19 protein-coding genes are annotated in these 26,419 nt (G+C 30.9%); 9 read left to right on the top strand and 10 right to left on the bottom strand.

Annotated elements, in window-relative coordinates:
- Window positions 1-70: 70 nt before the first annotated feature.
- The 4 genes from F0000_RS05485 to F0000_RS05500 form a co-directional block, all read right to left on the bottom strand.
- Complete coding sequence (locus tag F0000_RS05485) at window positions 71-703, bottom strand: outer membrane lipoprotein carrier protein LolA (protein WP_304505293.1); 633 nt, start codon at window positions 701-703, stop codon at window positions 71-73.
- A 48-nt stretch (window positions 704-751) separates the two neighbouring features.
- On the bottom strand, window positions 752-3,208 hold the full coding sequence (locus F0000_RS05490; RefSeq protein ID WP_149623710.1) for a DNA translocase FtsK: 2,457 nt from the start codon (window positions 3,206-3,208) through the stop codon (window positions 752-754).
- Window positions 3,209-3,476: 268 nt separating this feature from the next.
- Window positions 3,477-4,442 (bottom strand): alpha/beta hydrolase, encoded by a 966-nt coding sequence (locus tag F0000_RS05495; protein WP_149623711.1) that lies wholly within the window; start codon window positions 4,440-4,442, stop codon window positions 3,477-3,479.
- Window positions 4,443-4,713: 271 nt separating this feature from the next.
- A complete protein-coding gene (locus tag F0000_RS05500) occupies window positions 4,714-5,139 on the bottom strand; it encodes a hypothetical protein (RefSeq protein WP_149623712.1) in 426 nt (141 codons plus the stop codon).
- Window positions 5,140-6,580: 1,441 nt separating this feature from the next.
- Between F0000_RS05500 and F0000_RS05505 the strand changes: the two genes are divergently transcribed.
- The 3 genes from F0000_RS05505 to F0000_RS05515 all read left to right on the top strand — a co-directional run bounded on the left by F0000_RS05505 (window position 6,581) and on the right by F0000_RS05515 (window position 9,060).
- Window positions 6,581-7,009 carry a hypothetical protein gene (locus tag F0000_RS05505; protein WP_149623713.1) on the top strand — a complete coding sequence of 143 codons (429 nt, stop codon included), beginning with the start codon at window positions 6,581-6,583 and terminating at the stop codon, window positions 7,007-7,009.
- Window positions 7,010-7,567: 558 nt separating this feature from the next.
- Window positions 7,568-8,077, top strand: a complete 510-nt coding sequence (locus F0000_RS05510) for an RNA polymerase sigma factor (protein WP_149623714.1) — start codon at window positions 7,568-7,570, stop codon at window positions 8,075-8,077.
- Between the two features lie 71 nt (window positions 8,078-8,148).
- The gene (locus tag F0000_RS05515; RefSeq protein ID WP_149623715.1) at window positions 8,149-9,060 is read left to right on the top strand and encodes a FecR family protein; all 912 of its coding nucleotides are present in this window, start codon (window positions 8,149-8,151) and stop codon (window positions 9,058-9,060) included.
- Window positions 9,061-9,338: 278 nt separating this feature from the next.
- Here the strand turns inward: F0000_RS05515 and F0000_RS05520 are convergent, their stop codons facing one another.
- Window positions 9,339-10,310, bottom strand: coding sequence for a type I phosphomannose isomerase catalytic subunit (locus tag F0000_RS05520; RefSeq protein WP_149623716.1), 972 nt, complete (start codon window positions 10,308-10,310; stop codon window positions 9,339-9,341).
- 596 nt (window positions 10,311-10,906) lie between these two features.
- Here F0000_RS05520 and F0000_RS05525 point away from each other — a divergent pair.
- Window positions 10,907-12,709, top strand: coding sequence for a M61 family metallopeptidase (locus tag F0000_RS05525; RefSeq protein ID WP_149623717.1), 1,803 nt, complete (start codon window positions 10,907-10,909; stop codon window positions 12,707-12,709).
- A gap of 148 nt (window positions 12,710-12,857) precedes the next feature.
- Here the strand turns inward: F0000_RS05525 and lon are convergent, their stop codons facing one another.
- Window positions 12,858-15,308 carry an endopeptidase La gene (gene lon, locus F0000_RS05530; protein ID WP_149623718.1) on the bottom strand — a complete coding sequence of 817 codons (2,451 nt, stop codon included), beginning with the start codon at window positions 15,306-15,308 and terminating at the stop codon, window positions 12,858-12,860.
- 220 nt (window positions 15,309-15,528) lie between these two features.
- Between lon and F0000_RS05535 the strand changes: the two genes are divergently transcribed.
- The 5 genes from F0000_RS05535 to F0000_RS05555 all read left to right on the top strand — a co-directional run bounded on the left by F0000_RS05535 (window position 15,529) and on the right by F0000_RS05555 (window position 19,391).
- Window positions 15,529-16,077 carry an RNA polymerase sigma factor gene (locus F0000_RS05535; protein WP_149623719.1) on the top strand — a complete coding sequence of 183 codons (549 nt, stop codon included), beginning with the start codon at window positions 15,529-15,531 and terminating at the stop codon, window positions 16,075-16,077.
- Window positions 16,074-16,640, top strand: a complete 567-nt coding sequence (locus tag F0000_RS05540; protein ID WP_149623720.1) for a hypothetical protein — start codon at window positions 16,074-16,076, stop codon at window positions 16,638-16,640. Before F0000_RS05535 ends, F0000_RS05540 begins: the two co-directional genes overlap by 4 nt.
- Entirely contained in the window at window positions 16,621-17,721 is a 1,101-nt protein-coding gene (locus F0000_RS05545; RefSeq protein ID WP_149623721.1) for a DUF4097 family beta strand repeat-containing protein, read from the top strand. The genes F0000_RS05540 and F0000_RS05545 overlap by 20 nt, the downstream gene beginning before the upstream one ends.
- A 21-nt stretch (window positions 17,722-17,742) precedes the next feature.
- Complete coding sequence (locus F0000_RS05550; RefSeq protein ID WP_149623722.1) at window positions 17,743-18,477, top strand: head GIN domain-containing protein; 735 nt, start codon at window positions 17,743-17,745, stop codon at window positions 18,475-18,477.
- Window positions 18,478-18,656: 179 nt separating this feature from the next.
- Window positions 18,657-19,391 (top strand): tyrosine-protein phosphatase, encoded by a 735-nt coding sequence (locus F0000_RS05555; protein WP_149623723.1) that lies wholly within the window; start codon window positions 18,657-18,659, stop codon window positions 19,389-19,391.
- On the opposite strand, the gene F0000_RS05560 is transcribed toward F0000_RS05555, so the two are convergent.
- The 4 genes from F0000_RS05560 to F0000_RS05575 form a co-directional block, all read right to left on the bottom strand.
- Complete coding sequence (locus tag F0000_RS05560) at window positions 19,388-21,751, bottom strand: polysaccharide biosynthesis tyrosine autokinase (protein ID WP_149623724.1); 2,364 nt, start codon at window positions 21,749-21,751, stop codon at window positions 19,388-19,390. The two genes, F0000_RS05555 and F0000_RS05560, sit on opposite strands and share 4 nt — an antisense overlap.
- A gap of 17 nt (window positions 21,752-21,768) precedes the next feature.
- Window positions 21,769-22,560: a polysaccharide biosynthesis/export family protein gene (locus F0000_RS05565; protein ID WP_149623725.1), complete on the bottom strand. Its 792-nt coding sequence runs from the start codon at window positions 22,558-22,560 to the stop codon at window positions 21,769-21,771.
- A gap of 184 nt (window positions 22,561-22,744) precedes the next feature.
- Window positions 22,745-24,700 carry a nucleoside-diphosphate sugar epimerase/dehydratase gene (locus F0000_RS05570; RefSeq protein WP_149623726.1) on the bottom strand — a complete coding sequence of 652 codons (1,956 nt, stop codon included), beginning with the start codon at window positions 24,698-24,700 and terminating at the stop codon, window positions 22,745-22,747.
- On the bottom strand, window positions 24,697-25,830 hold the full coding sequence (locus F0000_RS05575) for a DegT/DnrJ/EryC1/StrS aminotransferase family protein (RefSeq protein WP_149623727.1): 1,134 nt from the start codon (window positions 25,828-25,830) through the stop codon (window positions 24,697-24,699). The genes F0000_RS05570 and F0000_RS05575 overlap by 4 nt, the downstream gene beginning before the upstream one ends.
- Window positions 25,831-26,419: the final 589 nt, after the last annotated feature.

Below are 26,419 nucleotides of genomic sequence, written 5' to 3' on the forward strand. Positions count from 1 at the left end.
ATTCATCTATAAATAAGTCCCGAAATCACTTCGGGACAAGTATTAATTTAAATTCTCTTCAAATATATTATTAATCTAGACGATTGATATAATAATTTTCATACTTTGATTCATCAAAGACAAATAATGTTTTAGAAAGTGGTTGATTTGTCTTAAAATTATTGACTGTAATTGTAATATTAGTATCATTATTTTGCATCAAAATCATCTTATATATATGCTTTGTCTGCTTATCGATTCCTAATAAAATTTCTTTTAATTCACTTTTGGAATCTATTGGAATCAATTTGATAAATTGAATTTTTCTTCCTTGTACATTTTGTACAATATCCATTGTATACGTATATCCTTTTTCGTAAAAGGTTAGCATTTTTGCCGGTGTTACATTATCCTCATCTTCGTCACTTATTGTTGAGATATTGATTTCCTCGTCTTCTGGAACAATCACGTGTAATTTTTTGCCATCATACATTTGTTTAGTTCCCATAATATTGAGCACGTACTTATCACCATCCAACGTAACGTCTCCTCTTGTTTCCTGAGAAATATTCTCTGCCGGATTGTTAAGGGTGTATTTAAAACTAATAACTATATTATCATAGCTTTTTACTTTGGAAGAAACTTCGTTAAGAAGTTGCTTGGCATCTTGTCCATATATATTAGTTATAAAAAGTGTAACTATGACAAATACTATTTTTTTAATCATCTATCTATTATATAAAATATTAATTTATTCTGTTCATCTGGAGTTTTACAACTCTCCATCTAGTAATTGTTGCAATGAGGTTAAATCAGAAACCAATACTTGTCGGGCCTTACTACCTTCGAAAGGTCCTACAATACCAGCTGCTTCTAACTGATCAATCAATCTACCAGCTCTATTATATCCCAATTTAAGCTTTCTCTGTAATAAAGACGCAGAACCTTGCTGTGCTGTGACAATAACTTCTGCTGCTTCATTAAAAAGTTTATCACGATCCTTGATATCCACATCAAGACTTGTGCCACTTTCTTCTCCTACATATTCTGGCAATAAATGGGCATCAGGATATGCTTTTTGACTTCCTATAAATTCTGTAATCCTTTCTACTTCTGGAGTATCTACAAAAGCACATTGTATTCTAATCAAATCATTACCTTGTGTATATAACATATCTCCACGACCTATTAATTGATCTGCACCACCCGTATCCAAAATCGTACGGGAATCTATTTTGGAGGTTACTCTAAATGCAATTCTGGCAGGAAAATTAGCTTTTATCATACCGGTAATTACATTTACAGAAGGCCTTTGTGTAGCAATAATTAAATGAATTCCTATGGCACGAGCCAACTGTGCTAATCTTGCTATTGGTACTTCTACTTCTTTGCCGGCAGTCATAATAAGGTCTGCAAACTCATCAACGACCAATACTATATAAGGTAAAAATCTATGCCCATTTTCGGGGTTTAATTTTCTAGCTTTAAATTTTGTATTATACTCTTTGATATTACGGACTAATGCATTCTTTAAAAGATCATATCGGTTATCCATCTCAATACATAAAGAATTGAGTGTATTTATTACTTTATTGTTATCGGTAATAATAGCTTCTTCTGTATCTGGTAATTTGGCCAGATAATGTCGTTCTATCTTATTAAATAGTGTAAGTTCTACTTTTTTAGGATCCACCAGTACGAATTTTACTTCTGCCGGATGTTTCTTATATAATAAAGATGTTAATATTGCATTCAGTCCAACTGACTTACCTTGACCGGTTGCTCCCGCCATCAGTAAGTGAGGCATTTTTGCCAAATCAGCGACAAAGGTTTCATTAGAAATGGTTTTACCCAAAGACAATGGCAATTCCATTTCGGCTCCCTGAAATTTTGAAGAAGATATTGCTGATCGCATAGAAACAATCGTAGATTTTTTATTCGGTACTTCTATACCAATCGTTCCTTTTCCTGGAATAGGTGCTATAATACGTATCCCTAAAGCAGCTAATGATAGGGCAATATCATCTTCGAGGTTCTTAATTTTAGAAATTCTGATTCCTGCTTCGGGAACAATTTCATATAATGTGACCGTAGGACCAACGGTAGCCTTGATCTGTGCTATCTCTATTTTGTAATTTTTTAAAGTCTCTACAATTCTATTTTTATTTTCTTCGAGTTCCCCCTGATCAATCGTGATCCCTCCATTCTGAATAGAATAATCTTTTAATAAATCAATGGTAGGGAATCTAAAATTGCCTAACTCTAATTTGGGGTCGAATTCTCCAAAATCTTTTACCAGCTTTGCACTTAAATTTTCTACAACCTCTTCTTCTTCAACAATGGTTTCTACCTCCATTGCGATATCTTCAGGATCTGTTTCTGATTTGATAATAAGTTTTTCTGGTACTTCATCTGACTGATTCTCAGACTTACCATAAAATTCATTTACGGTAGCTTTCTCCTGGGTATCTGCACTCTCCTGTCTTGCTTTATCTGTAAGGGTCTCCAACGCTAGGTCTTTAGTCTCACCTAATGAAACTTCTTTTTCTTCTTCGATCTCTGCTCTAGTCTTAGAATTCTTAGCGATACTTGCTTTTTTTACTGGTTCAAAATCCTTATTAATTTCTTTATGCGTATTTCTAAGAGATGCTGATATTTTTTCTGGAGTATATTTTAATCTTACTACAATATATACAATTGCTAAAAATGCTAAAACAAGGACTGTTCCTATAAAACCGATGTAATCTTGTAAAAAATCATTGATCTCATATCCTATGATTCCTGCAAATAAACCACTCTCTTTTTGCACAAAACCAAAAACAATAGAAATCCATATCATAACCAATGTCCCCCAAAACCAAAAACCGGCTAACTTTTTTCTATTTAGATCAAAAAATAAATAAACACCTGTTAATGAAATAAGAACCGGTAAAATTAATGCAGAAACACCAAAACCTCTGAATATAAAAAAGTTGCTGACTTTTGCACCAGATACACTTAACCAATTCTTTGCTGAAGCAGAGCGATTCGGAAATTGTGAGAGTTCGCTTTGATCAATTTTCCAATTAAAGAAAAAAGAGATAAATGCAAAAAACAATGCTATCCCAAGAAAAAACAGAAAACTACCAAAAACAACTTTTTGTTGTCTCGATAAAATAAATCTTTCTTTTAAAGGGGTTTTGGGTTTAGTCGCGGGTTTCTTTTTTCTTACTGTCTTCTTTTTTGCCATGTTTATGGATGTGTTATCGCAAAAATACAAATATCTATAATGGAACGTGAAAATGGCAAATATATTTTTTGATTTCTATAGTGACGAGCTTTGTAAGTTTTTGACATAGTCTATTCTGTAAAAGATTGATTTATTGAATTAAACTACGCTATATTTGGGATCAGATTAGACAATCTATCTAATATAATCAACTCTATTTTAAGAAAACAAAAAATAAATGAGAATTGTATATAAATTTTAAAATAGATATAACTGCGGTTAGTGATTCTTATCGTTCCATTTTTTTATATACCTGTTCTGCCAAAAATAATTGAATCTCTTTTCTACAGCTATCACAAGGATATAATATATCATGCCCTGTATTCTTCTTCATTTTTAATATACTATTAACTCCCAACTGTTTTGCTTTCGTATGTATAACCTCTGATCCCTGCATACCGTTACCACTATTCTTGCTTACCACTTTATCATCTTCCCCATGAAGGCTATATAAACTCTCTACCGATGTTTTATCTAGTAAATTTTCTGTGACTATAGCACCAGCAATATTTACAACCCCTTTTATTGATGATGAAAAGCCAGGGTTACCGCTATTTCCTTCTATACCTCCATGAGATTTTATATATGCAGATAAAGGTGGTAAAAATGTATTTACTTTTTCCATTGAATTCATATAAGCTGTGTGCAAAGATGTAATTGCTCCAGCAGAATATCCTCCTATAAAAATCTCATCCGTATCAATTTTGAATAATGCTGCTTCTTTTTTAAAGTAACGAATTGCTGCCCGCTGATCCTCTACTGCATTTAAAATAGCGATGGGCATTGATATATTGGTTTGAGGTATATCTAACAAACGATAACTTATAGAAGCTACCACAAAACCTGATTTTGCCATCGATTGTAACCATCCAATCCCTTTTATAGCCTCTCTGGATCCCTTGGTAAATCCACCCCCGTGAGTAAAAATAAATAAAGGTCTTTTTTTGAGTGTATCTCCTTTAGGTTGATATACATCCAAAAGCAGATTTGTTTCCTTACCGCCTTGCGTTGTATTCTTTCCATAAGTCATTGTTTCTATAGTAAAATCATCAAATATTTCTTTAAAATATCTATCCGAAACTATTGATGGTGCTACTTCGTTTTTTGTAAACAAACTTTTACATTCCGTAACAAATGAAAAGCTGATATACCCAGCTATTACTATTGATAATATTAAAAGTATTTTAGACTTCATAAAATGTATTGTTTAGTTAGCAATTTAGAAAATATATGTTAAACTAACACTGGTATCCAAAAGTCTTTGATAAAGGTTTCGAGTATGTATACTACCCCGAGTCAAGCACACAGGATATCTGTTATTGGAAAAAACATTTCGATTTTGAGGCAAGTCACGTAGCATTTTTATAGCGAATCAAAAAAAGTTTAAACACTTCTGTATTATATATTGTACAATTTTATATAAAAAAGGAGTAATTTTCTTAAGTTGGATATCACAGGATTTATAGTTATGCAGTTTCAGATATTATAGGCTTTCCCATGTCTCTTGCCCAGTAAATGGCATCAGATAAATTCTCAAAACTTTTGATTTTATTTTTCATAAAAAGTTTTTCAATCAAAACATTTAGTAACCCCTTAGAAGTATAACTAATTATCCCGTATCCTCTCAATTTGTAATCACTCTTATAAAACTTTATCCAATCGCTAGGCTTTACTGCATATGAATGTACACGATTAGTAATATAAACAATATTTGACCCATCGTGATCATACAGGTTTGTTAAGTCTTCTACTAACTTTTTTGCATGATCATCCCAGGTAAACACTATTCCTTCTTTTATTTCGCCAACTACAAACCCATCAAATAGGTAGAAATCGCCAAAAAAATAATTAATCTCCTGTATTGCTTCTTTATAAAAAGAAGATTTTCTCATAAACTCCATAGATATACTAAAATTACTTTTCATTAAAAAAAGCCCGTAAAAAATATTTAAAAAACTACAAATATTTAGATGGATGTCATTACTTGTATCTTCTAAATACGAATATATTAACAAACTGGAGGTAAACTACTCATAATCAAAGTCAGTACAAGTTTTCTTTTCAAAAAATGTTAATTTACGTTAATTTAAGTTAAAAAAAATAAAAATATTTATTTTTTGTTAGGGTTTACCCAGAGTTAACTGTTTATAATTAAACAATGAAGTTAATAATCAACTTATTTCTTAATGAAAGAATATAGTACTATAATAAATTTAAGATTGAAACCCTTCATAATTATATAAGTTAATTTGTGTTGAATAATAATATAATTAAGTTTCAATGTAAGCCCTCTTGGAGTAGTTAACCTGAGGGCTTTTTTTATGCCCATTGTTTTTTTTTAAACAAAAAACATCTCTAAAAATAGTAACTAATCATCCTCCCCAAAATCTTCTATCATTACGAAAAGATCTACTCAAAGAAATCATTATTATATACTACCTTAAAAGATGATTTAATCAATTCAAATAATACATAGCACTCACCCTAAATTCAATCAAAGAGTAGGGTTAAACTATGTAATACGATTTACGAATAAAAATTTCGCATCTAATGACATTCTTTTTCTACTATATTTTCTTCATAAAATTAAACAATAGCTATGGCTATTCTTTAATTTGATTCATCAATCTAGCGAAAAATCCTTGCCATTATTTTTACGAAATTCTCATCCGTAAATCGTATAAATACGATTTATATATAAAACATATAATGATGAAAACTCTAAATGTTCTATTCAGATATAGTTTTAAATTAATAATGGATTTTATTAAAAAAGTAAGCTAGAAGAAACATCCTATACTTTGCATAATCATCCCATTTCTGATTTAAGACTATCCATCCAAAAATTTGCTCTTTTTTAATTTATATTTCAAAATAAAAAGAAACCGCAACCATAACCAAGCTCTAATGTTCTTTTTTATACAAACAAAAAAAGGATACTTCCTACTTTAAATATTTTAAAACCGGAGTTGGTATAATACGATGAAATCAGGCTCAAAAAAAGTTAAAAAATCTTTTACTCGATAATCGAGATTTAAATGCTCCGAGGCTTGCCTCAAAATCGAGATGTTTTTTTCTAATAAATGCATCGTGGGCTTGCCCCGAGATAGTTTACTATAAATCTTTGTAGAGAAAACAGAAATATATTCTAAAAAAATATATTGTTTTTCTATAGGCGAAAGCAACTCTCCTCTTTAGAAAATTAGAAGCTATTTCTACATCAAAAAAGTATTTTGTCACTGAAAACAGGGTCTATTTTTCACTGAAAAAGGTGTTAAGCAGCTCTGGACACTCTACTACTTTTGTATAATTCATTAATCTAAAACAAAAATTATGAAAAAAAATATGCTGAATTTACTATTAATAATTATTGTTCTTTTCTCTTCATCGTGTAAAAATGAAGAAAAAACAGAAGTAGTCGATGATCCCGAAAAAATTGAAGAAATCGTCCAGAAAAAGGAAGATAAAACTAGTAATGTCTCTACCACAACAGAAACATCTGTTGATATTCCTAGTTTTAATGATCAAAAAGTACAAGCGTATGTAAATTCATATGAAGCTTATATAGAAAAATATAAAAAAATTGTAGAAAGTAAGGATATGACCGCTTTTGCTTCTCTAGGCCAAAAAGGGCAAGAACTTAGCACTAAAGCACAGGAAATAATGGGTAATCTTTCTGCTGATGATGTAAAAAAGTTAAATGATTATATGCTGGCTAAATCAACTGAATTACAAGAGTTGTCCAAAAAGCTTATGCAATAATTATTTAGGGTTGACTAATTGTTAGTTATCATAATTGATGGGGTTATGTTTTGTAAACTCTGCTCTGATATAGAGCAGGGTTTATTTTTTTTTTAAAATGACAAGACTCTTTCTAGCATTCAATTAATTAATCATACTGATTCTAAAAAAATAAAAAGAGGTCACCATATTATATCATACTGTTATGAGTTTTTTACTGAGTACATAATTCTACAAGCAGACTTACGAGACATCCAATGAAAGAAAGTTTATTTTTTGAATTGAAGAAAATCTAAGATTTTAAAACCATTACTTTTACCTCGTGATACTGGTATCTGGAAATTCTATTAATAAAATCAGAACTATTTTTTGTAAATACTTTTCAAAGCAATTAGAAAACCTTTCATAGAATTATAACTTAAATTTAAAAAAAATACCTCATAATGAAAAAACATAAAATATGTTGAGTTATTTAAAAATCAATTTAATAACTTGTAATATATTCGAGAATATTAAAATGTAAATAGTTCACTAATTTTTAATTATGACTATCCTACAATAAATATCTTTCAGAGATCTATGAAAAAGAAGTCTGTTTGTGAAAAGAAAAATTTTGAATCAATCTTTAATGAATACTCTGCTTCGTTAAGAAATATTATCTACTATAAATGTGGAGATATGGATATTGCAGAAGATATTATACAGGATGCATTTGTGAAATTATGGTTAAACTGTAAAAAAGTGTTTTTTAATAGAGCTAAATCCTTTTTATTTACTGTCGCTAATAATAGTTTATTAAACCATATTGCGCATCAGAAAGTTGTGCTTAATTATGAACAAAAACCTCATTCTGATATCAATAATCAAGATCCACAGTTTGTTATGGAAGAAAATGAGTTTATGAAACAATTAAAAAGCGCAATTGATGCATTGCCAGAAAAACAACGAGAAACATTTTTATTATCTAGAATAGATAAAAAATCATATAAAGAAATATCAGAAATGACAGGGGTCTCCATCAAAGCAATAGAAAAAAGAATACATTATGCCTTGTTAAGTCTAAGGGAAAGTTTGGGAGATGTTTTATAATAATGTAGGGTAAAAGTTGATAAGACTGTTTATTATATATAAAGGGGGCAATAAACAAAAGGTAAGAAAACATGAAAAATCCATATCCAGATGATGGTTTTTTAGCGCGATGGCTTAGTAGTGATCTCACTACCAAGGAGAAAGAAACGTTTGAAAAATCTGAAGATTACAAAAAGTATGTAAGAATTATTGATAAGGTAGATACACTTAATACACTACCCTATGATAAAGAAAAGTTATTTAATGCAATACAGCAAGATATCCAAAAAGAAACAAAAACAATAAAATTAGTGCCAAAATGGACGTATGGTGTCGCCGCTACCATTTTAGTGATCGTTGGAGTGTTCTTTTTCTTTGATACATCTACAGAGTATACTACTAATTTTGGTGAGCAAACATCACTTACACTTCCTGATGGCTCTGAGGTTATCCTAAATTCTAAGTCATCTTTGAAATTTAAAAAATCAGATTGGGATACTAATAGGATAGTTATGCTAACTGGTGAAGCATTTTTTAAGGTAAGGAAAGGCTCGGATTTTTTGGTAAACACCATATCAGGAGAAGTATCAGTGCTTGGTACCCAGTTTAATGTAAATAGTAGAAAAGATTTTTTTGAGGTAATGTGTCACGAAGGTAAGGTAAAAGCAATCGGAAATAATCGTAAAGAAATTATTTTAACTAAAGAAAAAGCTTACAGAGTTGTTGACGATACTACTGAAAACTGGACTATAAAAGGTTCAGAGCCTAGTTGGGTATTGGGAGAAACTACTTTTACCAACACTCCGTTAAAACAAGTTATACAATCGCTGCAACACCAATTTGATCTAAGTTTTGATAAAAATAGTATTAATGAAGACCAACGTTTTACAGGTAGTTACAGCCATAAAGATGTTGAAATTGCTTTAAGAACAATTTTCGGGTCTATGGAAATTACATATAGTATTAAGGATAATAACAAAGTTATTCTAACTAAGAAAAAATAAAACGATCTCGATCTAAAAGAGGTAGGAATTTTAGATTTATAAATTTCTAGATCTAGTAAACTACCATACAAGTCTCAGAGTATTTAAAACTCGATAATCGAGTAAAAATCATATTTAGTTATAAATAAAAATATCAAGCTTGCTATTAATTAATAGCAAGCTTGATATTTTTTAATAGTAAACTCTCTTCACAAAAGGTTCTGAAACAATGCTCCTTTCTTATACCTTTTCTGGTTTAAAAACATTCTAAATTGAATTTTTTTAGGTTGAAAAGTGTTTTATACTGTCACTTCAATTAACTTCGAGTATTTAGAAATTAACTCAACCTTATTAATAATTGAAGGTACTAATAATGTTTCTCCTATTTTAAGAGTATATACTTCTTCATTTGCTTTTATCTCTAGACTACCTTCTACACATATATAGATCACAAAAGAATCCAAACTACTATAATCTTTAAGCAATCCTCCATTAATTTTGATGAAATTTGTTCTAAAATATGGAGAATTAACCAAGTCATTAGAAACATTTTCCTGTTGGTTATAGCTAGTCTTATACTCATCATACACTTCATAATCAATCGCATCTAGCGCCATTTCTGTATGGAGTTCTCGTTTCTTACCTGTTACCTTATCTACTCTATCATAGTCATAAATACGATACGTTATATCTGATGTTTGTTGTATTTCTGCTAATAAAATACCGGATCCAATCGCATGTACTCGTCCTGTAGGAATATAAAAAGTATCACCAGACTTTACTTCTTCTTCATTAAGAATATTTAATATGGAAGAATTGCTAAGATGATTTGTATAAATTTCTTTATTTACTTCTTGATCAAATCCCACAATTATTTTAGCATTTTTATCTGCCTGCATGATATACCACATTTCATTTTTCCCAAACGAATCGTGCCTTTTCCTGGCTAATTCATCACTGGGATGCACCTGTATGGATAAAGGTGTATTAGCATCTATAAATTTTATTAACAACGGAAACTCGTTACCAAAAGTTTCATATACGCTATTTCCTAAAAAATCGCCTTTGAATTCCGTTATTAGTTGTTTTAGTGTATACCCTTTTAAACGTCCCTGAGACACAAGAGTTTCATCATTTTTTACATCAGATATTTCCCAGGATTCTCCAATTTTTTCTCCTTCATATTCTTTTTGTAAAAATGTCTTTAGCTTATCTCCTCCCCAAATACGGTATTTAAAAAGAGGTGAAAATTTCAAAGGATAGAGTTTCATATTTTAATGACTAATTAGAAAAGTTATAGATATTATTTGAGTTATTTTAAACTTACTTCTGCAAAATATTAAAATTACTTTAAAATAATCTGAGATTGAAATTTTTATTATTTAAAAATAACGTATAGCCTATCCAAAGCTTAAAATAACATAGATTTTTAAGAATTTTAATATAAATTCCCTCAAAACACTTATTCATACATTTTTTTTTTCAGTAAACTACCTCAGAACAAATCCACGAAATACGAATTTTAATGATAATACCTATCGCAAGTTTATATAAACATCGTATAAATAAGAACATTTATTCTTAAGAACTACCTGGGTTTTTATAAAAAATCCTACAAAAAAACAGGTTTTACGAGATAAAAAAAGTATAAACCATACGGTTAGTCGATAAATTATGTCTTTTTGACTAAACAAGTACAAATTAGCTTTCATATATTTGCTCAATAGAGAGTTTGTTGTATTTTTGAGCCCCCTAAAACCTCATTTTTTATAAGGTTAATCAGTGCTCCTAAAAAACAAACTTTCCCTTTACCTGACATTGCGTTTAATATTTCGCAGTAGTATTTATTTAATAAAAAACATCTTTAATGAAATCTTGTAAAATTGTTCTTTTACTTCTTATTGTTCAATTGGGGTTTGCTCAAGTACGAAATGAATATCAAATTTCTTTTAAAAACGCTGTACATCATGAGGCTGAAATATCTGCTAAGTTCACAAATCTGGAAAGTGGTACAATCTCTCTAAAAATGAGCCGAACCTCTCCTGGAAGATATGCATTACATGAATTTGTTAAAAATGTATACAATGTAAAAATCACAGATAGCAAAGGAAAAGATGTTACTGTGACCAGACCCAACCCTCATCAATGGGATGTTACAGGTCACGATGGTACTATAAACCTTTCTTATACATTATTTGCTGATAGAGCTGATGGTACATATTCTCAAATAGATGAGACTCATGCGCACATCAATATACCAGCTACATTTATGTATATCCCTACATTAAAAGAAAGACCTGTACAGGTTACCTTTTATGCAAGAGAAGATCTTAACTGGAAAGCAGCTACACAACTTATTCCATTGGGAGGAAATAGCTTTTTAGCACCTAATCTTCAGTATTTTATGGATAGCCCAGTAGCGCTTAGTGATCATACACTAAAAGAGTTTAAAGTAGCGTCTGGTGGTACAGAGTATATCATAAAATTAGCTTTACTTCACGAAGGAACTGAAGAAGAGGCTGATACATACTTTGAGCATATAAAAAAGATAGTCGCACAGGAAAAAGCTGTTTTTGGAGATTTTCCTAATTTTGATTATGGTGAATATATTTTTCTAGCCAGCTATACGCCCTATGTTTCAAAAGACGGAATGGAACATCGTAACTCTACAGTATTAACCAATACTCAAGGGCTTACTGAAGAAGGTATGAAAAAAAATTTAGGGACTGCTGCTCACGAATTTTTTCATTCTTGGAATGTAGAACGTATTCGACCAATATCATTAGAACCTTTTGATTTTGAGAAGGCAAATATGTCTGGCGAATTATGGTTTGCTGAAGGGTTTACGAGCTATTATACAAATCTGATTTTATGTAGAGCTGGTATTATTACCCAAGATGAATATATCGACAGTCTAACTGACACCTATAATAGTGTTTGGAAATCTCCCGCTTTGAAATATTTTAACCCTATCGAAATGAGCTATCAGGCTCCACTTGTGGATGCTGCTGTATCCATAGATCCAACAAACAAGGATAACACATTTATATCTTATTATTCTTATGGAAATATGTTAGCATTGGCTTTAGACCTATCCTTAAGAGATAAGGATGATCTTACTCTTGATGATTATTTAAAACTAATCTGGACCAAATACGGAAAAACAGAAATTCCATATACTATCGAAAATTTATTCTTTACATTAAGAGAATATGCTGGAGAATCTTTTGCAGATAATTTCTTCGAAAAATACATTTTTGATAATCAAACACCCGACTATAAAAAACTACTGGGATCTGTTGCAATCTATCTAAAAACTAACCTAAAGAAAGCATATTTAGGGATTGAAGTAAAATTTAATGATGATGATATGGCTGTAATTTCTGAATACGTAAAAAAAGGAACTCCGGCATATACTATTGGACTAGAGAAAGGAGATATCATTATTGCTATTGATAATCAATCCTTTTCTACAGAGGAACAATTTAAGGAAGTCCTAAACAAACTTAAACCAGGTAAAAAATCTACCATCGTATTCCAGCGTTTAGGGAATGAGAAAAAAGCAATAGTAAAATTAGGGGTAAACCCAATGATCAAGGTAACTCAATACACAAAACCAAGTAAAAAAGCGCTGGAAAAAAGGGCTAACTGGTTAAAAGCAAAAGAATAAATAATTATAATAGCCTATAGATTTCAGAATTTTATATCATTTCTGGTTTTGAAATTCTCAAAATAAAAAGCAGTTATTTTAATTTATACTTCAAAATAAAAAAGCCACCTAAAAAATTAGGTGGCTTTTTTATAAAAACATAAGACAGTTAAAGTTTCTTAGCATTTTTAACCTTACTATTTGTAAGTGCCAAATCCAAGACTTCACTCATATCTTTTACATAATGAAAAGTAAGTCCTTTCAGGTATTCTGGTTTTATTTCATCAATATCTCTTTTATTATCGGCACACATCAATATATCTTTAATATGGGCTCTTTTTGCTGCAAGGATTTTTTCTTTAATACCTCCCACTGGTAGTACCTTACCTCTCAATGTAATTTCGCCAGTCATTGCGATACTTTTTCTTACTTTTCGCTGTGTAAATAACGAAACTAATGAGGTCAGCATAGTTACTCCTGCACTAGGGCCATCTTTTGGAGTAGCTCCTTCCGGAACGTGGATATGTACGTTATATTTCTCAAATATTTCTGGATTGAGTCCAAAAGAATCTGCATTAGCCTTAATATACTCCATAGCGATCGTTGCAGACTCTTTCATTACTTTTCCTAAATTCCCAGTAATGGTAAGATTCCCTTTTCCCTTAGATAAAATTGATTCTATAAATAGTATATCTCCTCCTACACTAGTCCAGGCTAATCCTGTGACAACACCTGCTACTTCATTATTTTCATATTTATCTCTTTCCAGCCTGGGAGCACCTAGCACTTCTATAATATCATCATTACTCACCTTGATATTATATTCTTCCTCCATGGCAATATTCTTTGCAGCGTATCTTACCACTTTTGCAATCTGTTTCTCTAATCCACGTACTCCAGATTCTCTGGTATACCCTTCAACAATTTTTTCCAGCTGGAGCTTACCTATCTTGAGATGTGTTTTATCAAGACCATGTTCTACCAATTGCTTTGGTAACAAATGTTGTTTTGCTATTTCTACTTTCTCTTCTACAGTATAGCCCGTCACATTAATTATCTCCATACGATCTCTTAAAGCAGGTTGTATTGTATTAAGACTATTAGATGTTGCTATGAACATTACCTTTGATAAATCAAATCCTAATTCAAGAAAGTTATCATGAAATTCAGAATTTTGCTCCGGATCTAACACTTCTAACAAAGCCGAGGAAGGATCTCCTTGATTTCCTATTGATAATTTATCTATTTCATCCAGAACAAACACTGGATTACTTGTTCCTGCTTTTTTAAGGCTCTGGATAATTCTACCAGGCATTGCCCCTATATAAGTCTTCCTATGCCCTCTTATTTCGGCTTCATCTCTTAGTCCTCCAAGAGATATTCTAACATATTCTCTACCCAATGCTTCTGCAACAGATTTTCCTAAAGACGTCTTACCAACTCCCGGAGGTCCATACAGACACAATATTGGAGATTTCATATCATTACGTAATTTGAGTACTGCCAAATATTCAATAATGCGCTTCTTTACTTCGTCTAATCCATAGTGATCTCGATCCAAAACTTTTTTAGCGCGTTTCAGATCAAATTTATCGGTACTGTAAACATTCCAGGGCAGATCAAGAAATAAATCAAGATAATTTCTCTGTATAGAATACTCTGCAACCTGTGGGTTCATACGACGCATCTTGGACAATTCTTTATCAAAATGTTTTTTAACATCCTTGTCCCATTTTTTATCCTTACTACGTTGATGCATCTCTTCTATCTCATCCTCATGAGATACGCCACCAAGCTCTTCCTGAATAGTCTTCATTTGCTGATGCAAAAAATACTCCCGTTGTTGCTGGCTCATATCGTGCTGCACTTTGTTTTGAATATCATTCCTTAATTCTAATTTCTGGAATTCCATATTCATATATTTTAGTGCTGCCAAAGCTCTATCTTGTATACTTTCGATCTCTAACACCTTTTGTTTCTCTTCTACAGAAAGATTGAGATTAGAGGATACAAAATTGATTAAAAAAGAATTACTTTCTATATTCTTTATAGCAAAAGATGCTTCTGAAGGAATATTAGGACTCTCTTTTATTATTTCTAAAGCGAGTTCTTTGATCGAATCAATAATTGTACTAAACTCCTGATTTTCTTTTGAAGGTCTGATTTCGGGCACTTCAGAAACTTTTGCTTTTATATACGGGGTTTCTTCTAAAATTTCCTGAATTTTAAATTTCTTTTTCCCTTGCAAAATTACTGTAGTATTGCCATCTGGCATTTTAAGAACTCTCAAAATTCGAGCTACTACGCCTATTTTGTTTATATCCTTTGATGTTGGATTCTCTACTTCCTCTTCTTTTTGAGAAACAACTCCAATGGTTTTATTTCCATTATTTGCTTCATTAATAAGTTTTATAGATTTATCACGACCTGCCGTAATTGGAATCACCACACCAGGAAATAAAACTGTGTTCCTTAAGGGTAATATAGGAAGAATCTCTGGTAGCTCTTCCTTATCTATTTCTTCTTCGTCCTCTGGAGTCATTAAAGGTATTAATTCTGCATCTTCATTTATTCCCTGAAATGACAAACTGTCAAGTGTTGTTAATTTAGATTTCGTCATATGTTTATATCAAAGTCATTTTGTCATTACTACAAAACAACAAGTATTCAAAAATTAAAGCTTACTAAAAACAAATCGTATAAAGCTAGTAAAATAAGCTATTTAGATTCATTTTGATAAATATTAATTCAATTGTTATGCCACAACCAAAAAAAATAAAATAGCAAAACTGTAACAAAAAGAATCAATATATATCTTTATATAAAGTAAACTGAAATTTTTGACACTAACCAAATTAAATACTGAGCAACTGATAGAAAAATGTCGTAATCACGATCAGAATGCACAGATGGAAATTTATAACCGATATTATAAAGCAATGTACAATGCTTCGTATCGAATTATAAAAGATTCTGCAGAGGCAGAAGATGTGATGCAAGAAGCTTTCTTAACGGCATTTACAAAACTTCCGATGCTCGAAGATGATAAAATGTTTGGTTCGTGGTTAAAAAAAATAGTGATTAATTCCAGTCTTACAATATCTCGTAAGCGTAATACTCAAGGTAACGTCCCTCTGGAAACCGTTGAATATGCACTTACAGATACAGAAGGGATTGTACAGCAGGATATAACCACTATCAAAGCGAACAATGTTCTAAACACACTAGGTCAATTAAAAGAAAGTTATAGTACAGTTTTATCATTACATCTAATCGAAGGATATGATTATGAAGAAATTTGTGAAATTATGAATATATCATATTCTAATTGTCGAACACTTATTTCTCGTGCAAAAGAAAGTTTGCGGAAAAAATTACAAATCGCATGAAAAAAGAAGACGAAATAGAACAGTTATTTAAACGCATGGAAAATCAACTAGATATATCTGAACCATCTGATAATCATCAAGTACGTTTTTTTGAAAAGTTACAAGAGCATAACAAATTAATCACCTTGCAACAACCTAAAAAGCAAAATTGGACTAAGATTATAGCCATTGCTGCTTCTATAACTATTTTATTCGGAATAACATTAATTACACCTCTAATAAACACAAATGAAACAGCGGATTTATCTAGTGTTTCTCCACAAATGGAAGATGCACAAAATTTCTTTACCGTTGCCATACAGGCACAGTTAGAAGAAATTAATAAAAACTCTTCTACGGAAACAGATGAATTAGTAAGAGATGTTATGAAACAGTTAGAAAAATTAGAATCTAATTATGAAACTCTAAAAAAAGATCTTGTACAGAGTGGTAATGATAAGCGTGTAATTAGTGCTATGATTACAAATTTTCAAAAAAGAGCTTCTTTACTAGAAGAAGTATTAGAAAAAATCAACGATGTCAACGCATTAAAATTATTAAAAAATGAAAACAATATACTTTAACATAATTTGCCTATTATTCCTTATCCCTACGATGGTATTAGCTGGTAATGATGGCAAAATAAAAGGAAAATACACTAAAGAAAAATCTTTGAAAAAAGAATATTCTGTAAATAGCAATGCTTTGCTAAAAATAAGTAATGACTACGGAAACCTGGATATAACTTCCTGGAATGAAAATAGAGTTGTTCTCGAAATTAATATAAAAGTGAACGGAAATGATGAAGAGAAAGTAGTACGCAAATTAGAAAGTATTGATGTACTATTTGAAGCTTCTTCTGATATGGTCAGTGCCCGAACAGTTTTTGATAAAGATGGAAAATCATGGTGGGGAAAATTCACTGACAGTTGGGGGAGCAATAATTTAAAATTAGAAATCAATTACACTGTAAAAGTCCCAATTAATAATAATGTTGATTTAAATAATGATTATGGGAGTATTACCTTGGATAAAATTAATGGCAATGCAAAAATTAATTGCGACTACGGGCAAATTATTGTAGGAGAATTGATGGGCAATGATAATTATATCAATATTGATTATACCCATAACAGCACTATTGAATATATGAAAAACGGTAAAATCAATGCAGATTATTCTGATTTTACAGTAAAAAAAGCAAGAAAAATACAACTAAGTGCTGATTATACACAATCAAAAATAGAGAACGTTGAGGAACTTAATTATAATTGCGACTATGGAAGTCTTACATTAGAAAACATAGGATCACTTAAAGGAAATGGAGATTATCTGGATACCAATATTGGTAATGTCAGTAATAGCCTGAATATTAATTCTGATTATGGTTCAATAGGTATCCTAAACCTAAAAGCTTCCACAAGAGATGTAGTTATAAAAACAGATTATACTGGTATAAAAATTGGTTACGAACCTTCTTTAAGCTTTGATTTTATCATAAAAACATCCTATGGAAGTATAAAAGTGGAGGAAGATGTAAACATCATGAAAAAAAGCAAAGAAAATTCCAGTAATAATTACCAAGGTTACTACGGTGAAAAAAATAGTGGAAATACTATTAATATCACCACGAGTTATGGTGGCGTAAAACTTAGAAAAAATTAAACAGTAAATATTCAATCAATTATGAGAACAGTAACAATCATTTTAATCCTTATAGTATTTAGTGTATCTCCTCTACAAGCACAGTGGTGGGGAAAGGGTAAAAAAATAGAAGGTAATGGTACTATGGTTTCCAAAACCAGAAAATTGCCTGAATATGATCAGGTAAAACTAAACGGTAGTCTTGATGTAGTTCTAATATCGGGAACTGAAGGGAACATCAAGATCGATGCAGAAAGTAATCTAATACAATATATCACTATAGAGGTTAAAGATGATATATTAAAGATTTATGTAGAAAAAGAATACTACTTAAAACCAAGTAAAAACAAGAAGATACTTATTACGGTACCTTTTATTGATATTACTCAAGTAAGTTTATCAGGCTCTGGAGATATTTACACTGAAGATATTATTAAAATTAATTCATTTAAAACCAGGGTTTCGGGATCAGGAGATATCAGATTATCTATAGAAGCCAGAGATATTGAAAGTTCTGTATCCGGGAGTGGTGACCTCACGTTAAAAGGTATTACAGAAAGTCTAAAATGTAATGTAACAGGATCAGGAGATGTAAAAGCTTTTGATCTAAAAGCTAAAAATGTAGATGCATCTGTAACCGGGTCTGGAGATATTAAGATAACTTCTACACATTCATTGAAAGCACGTGTAATCGGATCAGGAGATATTGATTATCAAGGTAACCCAGAAAAAGAAGATAAAAAAGTATCTGGATCAGGAGATATTACAAAAAGATAAAATAGGTATATAATTTTCTTTATAAAATGAAAAACTGTTTAAGAAATGATATTCTTAAACAGTTCTTTTTCTATAATAATTTTTCTTTTTACACCTATTTTTGTCATAAATTATATATCTTTCATATGAATTGAAGCATAAAACTTTATTTTCCCCAATCCCCAAAACAAAGACACAATTTGCAATTTTTATCAAGAAAAGAAATTCCCCTAAAAGAAATAATTCCAGATGACTATGTTGATATTCATTCTCATTTGCTATCAAACATAGATGACGGAGTTAAAACTGTATATCAATCAGCTTTCATTATAGAACAGTTTGAAAAATTAGGTGTAAAGAAAATTATTACAACTCCACACGTCATGCAGGAAATGTGGCCTAATAGCACTGAGACTATTCAAAGTAAGCATATAGAAATGAAAGAAGTCTTAAAATCATTAAATATTAATGTACGTCTGCATGCAAGCGCTGAATACATGCTGGATGATTTATTTTATCAAAGAGTTAAAGAAAAAGATATTATACCACTGCATAACAGATACATACTTGTAGAGATGTCAACATTTAGTCCGCCAATCAATCTTAATGAGATCCTTTTTGAAACCAAACTGGCGGGGTACACTATTATTTTAGCACATCCCGAAAGATATTCTTTTTATGAAAATCATTTAGAAAAATATGCCCAATTAAAAGAACTTGGTATTTTGTTTCAGCTCAACCTACTTTCCTTATCAGGATATTATGGAGAAATGGTAAAAAAAACAGCTATTAAATTAATAACAGAAGGATATATTGATTTTACTGGTTCTGATGTTCATAACTATCAACAATTTGAAGTATTAGAAAAAGGTTTTTCTTCTAAACATACTCAGAAAATTGTTGATATAATGAACAACAATAGTATCTTCTGTTAAGATTTGGTTCGGTAACCATATCCGTATCCAATATTACTATTTGATTCCGCATTTAGTAACACTGCCATATTAGGAAGGCGATCATTTCTATATAAATTTTCTGCCACCTCTAAAATTCTCTTGTCAGAATAATTTTCTCTCACGATATACACACAAAGATCTGCATAATGACTAATTAATAGGGTATCTGTAACCAAACTAACTGGTGCAGTATCTACTACGATATAATCAAAATTTGCTTCGAGATAATCAAACATCTCTTTTACTCGATCATTCATAAGTAACTCTGCAGGATTAGGAGGTATTAATCCAGAAGGAATGATATACAGAGAGTCTTCTTCTCCTGTCTTATATACAATATCTTTTGTAGCGATATCAGAATTCATAATATAATTTGTAAATCCTATAGTATCCCTTCCTCCGGATAGATCAAAAAAATTGTGTATTTTTGGATCTCTAAAATCTGTTCCCAAGTAAGCAACTTTCTTATTAGAAATAGCTAACGTTTTTGCTAAATTAGAGGAAACCAGCGTTTTTCCTTCTCCAGAAATTGTAGAAGTAACAAACACTATTTTACCAGATTTTTTCTGCGAACCAGCCATTAAAAAATCAAGATTCGTTCTTTGTATCCTAAACGCTTCTGAAATAGATGTTCTACTATTTTTAGATACTACAACCTTATTTTTCTTAGTTTTGGCTTTAGGTATAGATCCCATAAAAGGAATAGTCAATAAAGATTCTACATCACTTTTAGATCTGACCTTTACATCCATTAAATCATGTATATATAAAAATGATGTAGGAATCAAAAAACCAAGGAGCAAAGCCCCTAAGTATATTATTTTCCTTTTTGGAGATACCGGAGTCATGGCTCTGGTCACTATTGCCTCATCAACTACATATATGTTTGATTCTGTAATCTGACTTGTAATCGCTGCTTCTTCCTTCTTTTTTAAAAGATATAAAAACAAATCTTCTTTAATATTGATCTTACGTTGTATATCAATTAAATCCTTTTGCTGCTTGGGTGCTCTATATAATTTCCCAGTAAAATATCTATTTTGATCTTCTAAGTTTTTAAGCGTAATTCCTGTAGAGTTTTTTAAATTATTTAGACTGCTTAACAAAGCACCTTGAAGACTTACAATTTGTTCATCTAGAGTTACGACGATAGGGTTTTGCTCACTAGAACTTCTTAAAAGACTATTTCTCCTGGCAATTAATGCATTATATCTCCCGACAAGATCCAGAATACCTCCATCACTAAACCCTAAATTAGAAGGAATCATATTAAACTTTCCTTGTTGATCTGCAACATAACGCCTCATTTCTTCAATCAGGATCATCTGATTGTTTATTGTATTGATTTCTCTTAGGTTTCTTGAGTCATTCTCTGCCAATCTTTGACTTTGTGTTCCTATATCCGTTGTCAATAGGTTTTTTGATTTATAGCCTGCAGATTCATTATCAACAGTAGTAAGGTCTTCTTCTATATCTGAAATTCTTTCATTGACAAACTTGGTCGTTTTTTTAGAAACTGTCTTTTTACGCTGAATATCATCCGCTTTATATTGTTCGATAAGTGTATTCAGAATATCTCTTGCTTTTTCCTTAACCAAATCCTGAAAGGATATGTTTAAAACCGTAGATTGCTCTCCTACTTGTGATATACTTAACTTTCGATTATAGCTATCAGCTAACCTTTCCAGCGGAACGATTTCTATTTTAATGATCTGACCTTTTCGATTCTCTAAATCATCTGTATTGGGAGTAATAATTATATCTCCAAATTCAGTTTTTGTAGTTGCTCCAAATTTTGACGCAATAATTTCAGCATTATCATTTTTTTCATCTAGAATTGTATAACTTTCCTCAGAATCTATTCTTACTGGAAAACTGATTTTTCGTTTGTTAAAAATAGAATCATCAGAAACTAGATTAATACTTATGTTAGATTCTGGGTAATCTTCAACCTCTAATACCCTACCTTTTTTATAATACCTTACATTAAGCTCTAATTTTTTAATCACTTTAATCATCAAGTTTCTTGAACGTAATAACTCTATTTCATTTTCAAGCTTACTTTTTGATTTATTAAAAACCATTAAATCATTGAATGTAGACAGATCCGGTCCAGAGTTCGACTCATTACTATCATCAATTAAAATTTTTGATGTTACCTTATATTGTGGCGGTGTATATCTAAGATAAATAAAAGCCAAGGATAAAGTAATCAATACACATATGGCATACCAATACCATTTTTTTAAATACCTAAGCAATGTATTTTTAAGTGTATTATCAAAATTACCTAAAGTATTTTGATGATTCCTGATTTCAGATTTCAAATTAATTGACATAAGGGATATACTCTAAATTATCTAAGTAATAAATTTAAACCGGATAAAAGAACTGCTGTTAAACTAATAATAATACTGGCAGTTCTTCCATTATTATTCGAGCTTCTTATTTGTGATTTATTAGGTTGAACATATACCACATCGTTTTGCATCAGATAATATGCATCTGAAGCAAAAATGGATTTGGAAGTCATATCAACTATATAAGATTTCTTAACTCCATTACTTTCTCTAACCACAATGACATCTTTTCTCTTACCTTTGATTCTCATATCACCTGCAAGACCTAACGCTTCAATCACAGTAATCTTTTGATTTGGTATTGTAAAGGTACCAGGTCTATTAACCTCTCCAAGAACAGTAACCTTAAAATTTTCTATTCTAATATTAACTATTGGATCTTTGACATAGATTCCTAATTTTTTTTTAAACAAAGCCTTTGCCTCCATGCTATTTAGGCCTTCAATTTTCATAGAGCCTAAAACTGGAAAATCTATATTACCATTGGCATCTATTAAATACGTAGGTGCATTACGATTATTAGTATTTGCCGACCTATCACTCTGTAAACCATTCGTAGCATTAGGTATACCAATAAAAGGATTAAAAGGTGCTACCGCCTGCATATCCAAAGCGGATATAGAAACACTTACTACATCTCCTACTTGAAATAGCGGAACATACTTTTTTATTGCTAAATCTGTTCCAGATTCATTCAGATCCTGAAAATACAAAACATCTTTGGGTGCTTTACAGGAAAAAAATAATAAGCATAAGAAAAAAGGAAATAACAGTCTGTAATTTTTCATATCAAAATATAATGTTCTTAAATGGGGTTTATCCAGTTTTATAATTAGAGAAATATAGTCCTATACTTTCTTTGATCAATAAATTAAATGATATAGTTTATTCTTTATTAAGAATTTTTTTAGGCATTGAAACCCAATACAAATAAATAAAAATATCTGTATTAATCTATCAAATTATCAATTTTTAAACTAAAAAAGTACGCTTTCGATTGTGTGAAGGATTTTTATCTGGTGCTTTATAATTATCAACTCTCTTCTTATCAATACTTTCGAAAGTTGAATTTTTGGAAATAAATTCTGGCACTATTTCTTTTAACTTACTAACTATGAGATTATCTTGGTTTAACAAATTCATAATACATAAATCATCAATTTTGTCAAGTACCAATGAGCAGTCTCCTTCATCATGCTTACTAATCATAATTTTTTTATGATACGTTGGTAATGTATTTTCGGTGTCTGCCAATAACTCTTCGTATAACTTCTCTCCTGGTCTTAGTCCGGATATTTCAATATCAATATCATTAGGGTAATTTAAACCTGATAGTCGAATCATCTTTTTAGCCAAGTCAAATATTTTTACAGACTCTCCCATATCAAATATAAATATTTCGCCTCCATTACCCATAGTCCCTGCTTCAATTACTAATTGAGATGCTTCCGGTATTGTCATAAAGAAGCGTGTTACATCTTTATGTGTAACCGTTAATGGTCCTCCTTTTTCTATTTGTTTCTTAAATAAAGGAATAACAGAACCATTAGAACCTAATACATTTCCGAACCGCGTGGTTATAAACTTAGTTTTACTTCGATTATGCAGGCATTTAATATACATTTCAGCTACTCTTTTTGTAGCACCCATTACATTCGTAGGATTCACAGCCTTATCCGTAGATACAAAAACAAATTTATCAACATTAAATTCACTTGACAAATCTGCCAGCTTCCTTGTTCCCAGAACATTTATCTTAATAGCTTCACAAGGATTATTCTCCATTAATGGCACGTGCTTATATGCTGCTGCATGAAATACCATATTGGGTCTGAATTTTTCAAAAATAGTCTCTATCCGCTGATGATCTCTTATATCAGCTACTATTGGAGTAAAATTATCTACACCTTTACTCAATAATTCTTGTTGTAAATCATATAGAGGAGACTCTGCCTGATCAACGAGTACTAAATGCTTATAAGCATATAAAGAAGCTTGTCTAACGATTTCACTTCCAATAGAACCTGCCGCGCCAGTAATCATTATTACTTTGCCTTCAAGTTCTTTCTTTATATTTTGATTCTCTAACGCAATAGGAGCTCTATCTAATAAATCCTCTATTTGTATTGGTTTAATCTGGGAAACATTTAATTTACCATCAATCCAGTCATTTACAGCAGGTATAATCTTAACCTTTACTGATAACTTAAGCAGTTTATCCGAAATATCGGATAATCTCTTTTTATCTATATGAGGAATAGATACAATAATTTCGTTTACATTATTCTTGCTCACAAAACTCTGATCTATCAGCTTAGAACCAAAGACTCTTATCCCATTAATTGTTTTTCCTATTTTCTGAGGGTTATCATCAACAAATCCTACAACTGTTACGGACTTATGAGAATCATTAGTCACAGCAGCCAGTGTTATCAAACCTGAATCACCAGCTCCATATATCAAAATTCTGGAAGAATCTCCAAGTTTTGATTTTATATAATGATAGCAATACTTAAATAATAAACGACTTGTTGTAAGCGTAATAATATTCAAAAGATAGTGAATGCATATGATGGATACGGGAATATTGAGAAGTTCAGGTATTAAAGATAATCTACTAGAAACCATTAATGCTCCACTCAATGCTATCAATACTGTTACAGCAAGAAATAGATTATAGGCATCTCTCATGCCTGTATGCCTTACAACACCTTTATAGGAACCTATTAGTAAAAAACTAATCCCAGAAAGCGCGACTACTACAGGTAATTGATATACTAAACTAATGGTATCAAAATCTAAAGTGATCCCAAATCTAATTACATACGCTAAAAAGAAATTAAAAATAGTGATTGCTACATCAATACCTAAAACAAGCCACTTAGACGCATGTTTATGAGAATTATTAATTATATAGTCTTTAATCATCTCAATATGTTTTTAATTACTGATGTTATTCTAAACAAATCATCTTCTTCAAGATTGGAGCCGCTTGGTAAGCAGAGTCCTCTATCAAATAAATCGTCAGAAATTCCATTGAGATACGCATCACATTCTTCAAAAACTGGCTGAAGATGCATGGGCTTCCATAAAGGTCGAGATTCTATATTTTCTTTAGCAAGAGCTAATCGTATACTCTCTTTCAATTCATTAGAGCTTGTCTCTATACAAGTAAGCCACCTGTTAGAATAAAAGCCTGAGGGTTCTTCTAAAAATTTAATTTCAGAAAAATCACCTAAATTATTTTTATAAAAGTTAAAATTACTACGTCTTTTGTCAACATGAGCATCCAAAACTTCCATTTGTCCTCTTCCTATCCCTGCAAGAATATTACTCATTCTATAATTGTGACCAATTTCAGAATGTTCATAATGCGGAGCATTATCTCTTGCCTGAGTAGCCAGAAAGATTGCTTTGTCCCTAAATTCTTTCGTTTTGGATAGTAATGCTCCTCCTCCAGAGGTAGTAATTATTTTATTTCCATTAAAAGATAAAATAGCGATATCTCCAAAAGTCCCACACTTTACTTTGTGATAGGAACTACCCAGAGCTTCGGCACTATCTTCTAAAACAGGAATATCATATTCTGAAGCTATTTTATGAATCGCGTCTACATTATATGGCATACCATATAAATGAACCGCTACTATTGCTTTTGGTTTCTTTCCTTTAGAAATTCTATCCTTTATGGCAATCTCTAGTTGTTCTGGACACAAATTCCAAGTCTGAGACTCGCTATCAATAAAGACAGGCTTTGCTCCCAAATATACTATGGGATTTGCAGAAGCTGAAAATGTCATGCTCTGACATAATACTTCATCGTCTCTTGTTACGCCTAATAACTGTAATCCCAGATGTAATGATGCAGTACCCGAGCTAAGTGCTCCTGCATGAATATCACTATCCAGATAGTTCTCAAGATCTTTTTCGAAACCATCAACATTCGGACCTAAAGGTGCAACCCAATTAGTATCAAATGCTTTTTTAACATATTCCTGTTCAGTCCCACCCATATGCGGAGACGACAGCCATATCCTTTTGGACTCTATTGCATTCATATTTTTCCCAATTAATAATGAACAATATTTTAACACCCATCATTATAACACAAAGTTATAATCACAGATATTTTTCATGGCAATTAAAAAAAAATTTGAGGAAGAAGGGGGTAGCACTTCCAAAACTTAAAAAATTTACTCTTACTTGTTTTAACCACTGCTAAAATAGTTCAGTTAATTTTAATATCTATCTAATTTTTCATTTTTTAGATAGAATACTTAAAAAATGCGTTTAACAGCATAAGTGATTTAAAAATAATGCTCAAACGAGAGAATTCCCGTAAGAAAAATACTATGAATTAAGTTTTAAAAACACTTATAAAAACAGATAAAATGACTGTTTTATCTAATAACCTACATCTAAAATGTATTTTTTGCATTTTTTAACCAACTATTATTAAAGATTTATTCGGTGTTATCTTACTATCAATAGTTTTTAATTATACTGCAATGATAGCTGTTAAAACCATAATTATAACCAGTTAATTGCCTGTTTATTCATAGGTTTTTTCCCCCTGTGTGAGTAGTAAAAAAATGGTTTATAACTATATATAAGCTAACAAAAATGAAAAAAACAAAATAATTCTTG

This window comes from Aquimarina sp. RZ0 (assembly GCF_008370685.1).
Lineage (GTDB): Bacteria > Bacteroidota > Bacteroidia > Flavobacteriales > Flavobacteriaceae > Aquimarina.

What these genes read in the sequence shown, in the direction of transcription:
- F0000_RS05520 (WP_149623716.1), bottom strand. Translation starts at nt 10,310, where the DNA reads ATGAAACTCTATCCTTTGAAATTTTCACCTCTTTTTAAATACCGTATT.
- F0000_RS05550 (WP_149623722.1), top strand. Translation starts at nt 17,743, where the DNA reads ATGAGAACAGTAACAATCATTTTAATCCTTATAGTATTTAGTGTATCT.
- F0000_RS05505 (WP_149623713.1), top strand. Translation starts at nt 6,581, where the DNA reads ATGAAAAAAAATATGCTGAATTTACTATTAATAATTATTGTTCTTTTC.
- F0000_RS05570 (WP_149623726.1), bottom strand. Translation starts at nt 24,700, where the DNA reads ATGATTAAAGACTATATAATTAATAATTCTCATAAACATGCGTCTAAG.
- F0000_RS05540 (WP_149623720.1), top strand. Translation starts at nt 16,074, where the DNA reads ATGAAAAAAGAAGACGAAATAGAACAGTTATTTAAACGCATGGAAAAT.
- F0000_RS05565 (WP_149623725.1), bottom strand. Translation starts at nt 22,560, where the DNA reads ATGAAAAATTACAGACTGTTATTTCCTTTTTTCTTATGCTTATTATTT.
- F0000_RS05495 (WP_149623711.1), bottom strand. Translation starts at nt 4,442, where the DNA reads ATGAAGTCTAAAATACTTTTAATATTATCAATAGTAATAGCTGGGTAT.
- F0000_RS05500 (WP_149623712.1), bottom strand. Translation starts at nt 5,139, where the DNA reads ATGAGAAAATCTTCTTTTTATAAAGAAGCAATACAGGAGATTAATTAT.
- F0000_RS05515 (WP_149623715.1), top strand. Translation starts at nt 8,149, where the DNA reads ATGAAAAATCCATATCCAGATGATGGTTTTTTAGCGCGATGGCTTAGT.
- F0000_RS05575 (WP_149623727.1), bottom strand. Translation starts at nt 25,830, where the DNA reads ATGAATGCAATAGAGTCCAAAAGGATATGGCTGTCGTCTCCGCATATG.
- F0000_RS05510 (WP_149623714.1), top strand. Translation starts at nt 7,568, where the DNA reads ATGAAAAAGAAGTCTGTTTGTGAAAAGAAAAATTTTGAATCAATCTTT.
- F0000_RS05545 (WP_149623721.1), top strand. Translation starts at nt 16,621, where the DNA reads ATGAAAACAATATACTTTAACATAATTTGCCTATTATTCCTTATCCCT.
- F0000_RS05525 (WP_149623717.1), top strand. Translation starts at nt 10,907, where the DNA reads ATGAAATCTTGTAAAATTGTTCTTTTACTTCTTATTGTTCAATTGGGG.
- F0000_RS05560 (WP_149623724.1), bottom strand. Translation starts at nt 21,751, where the DNA reads ATGTCAATTAATTTGAAATCTGAAATCAGGAATCATCAAAATACTTTA.
- F0000_RS05490 (WP_149623710.1), bottom strand. Translation starts at nt 3,208, where the DNA reads ATGGCAAAAAAGAAGACAGTAAGAAAAAAGAAACCCGCGACTAAACCC.
- lon (WP_149623718.1), bottom strand. Translation starts at nt 15,308, where the DNA reads ATGACGAAATCTAAATTAACAACACTTGACAGTTTGTCATTTCAGGGA.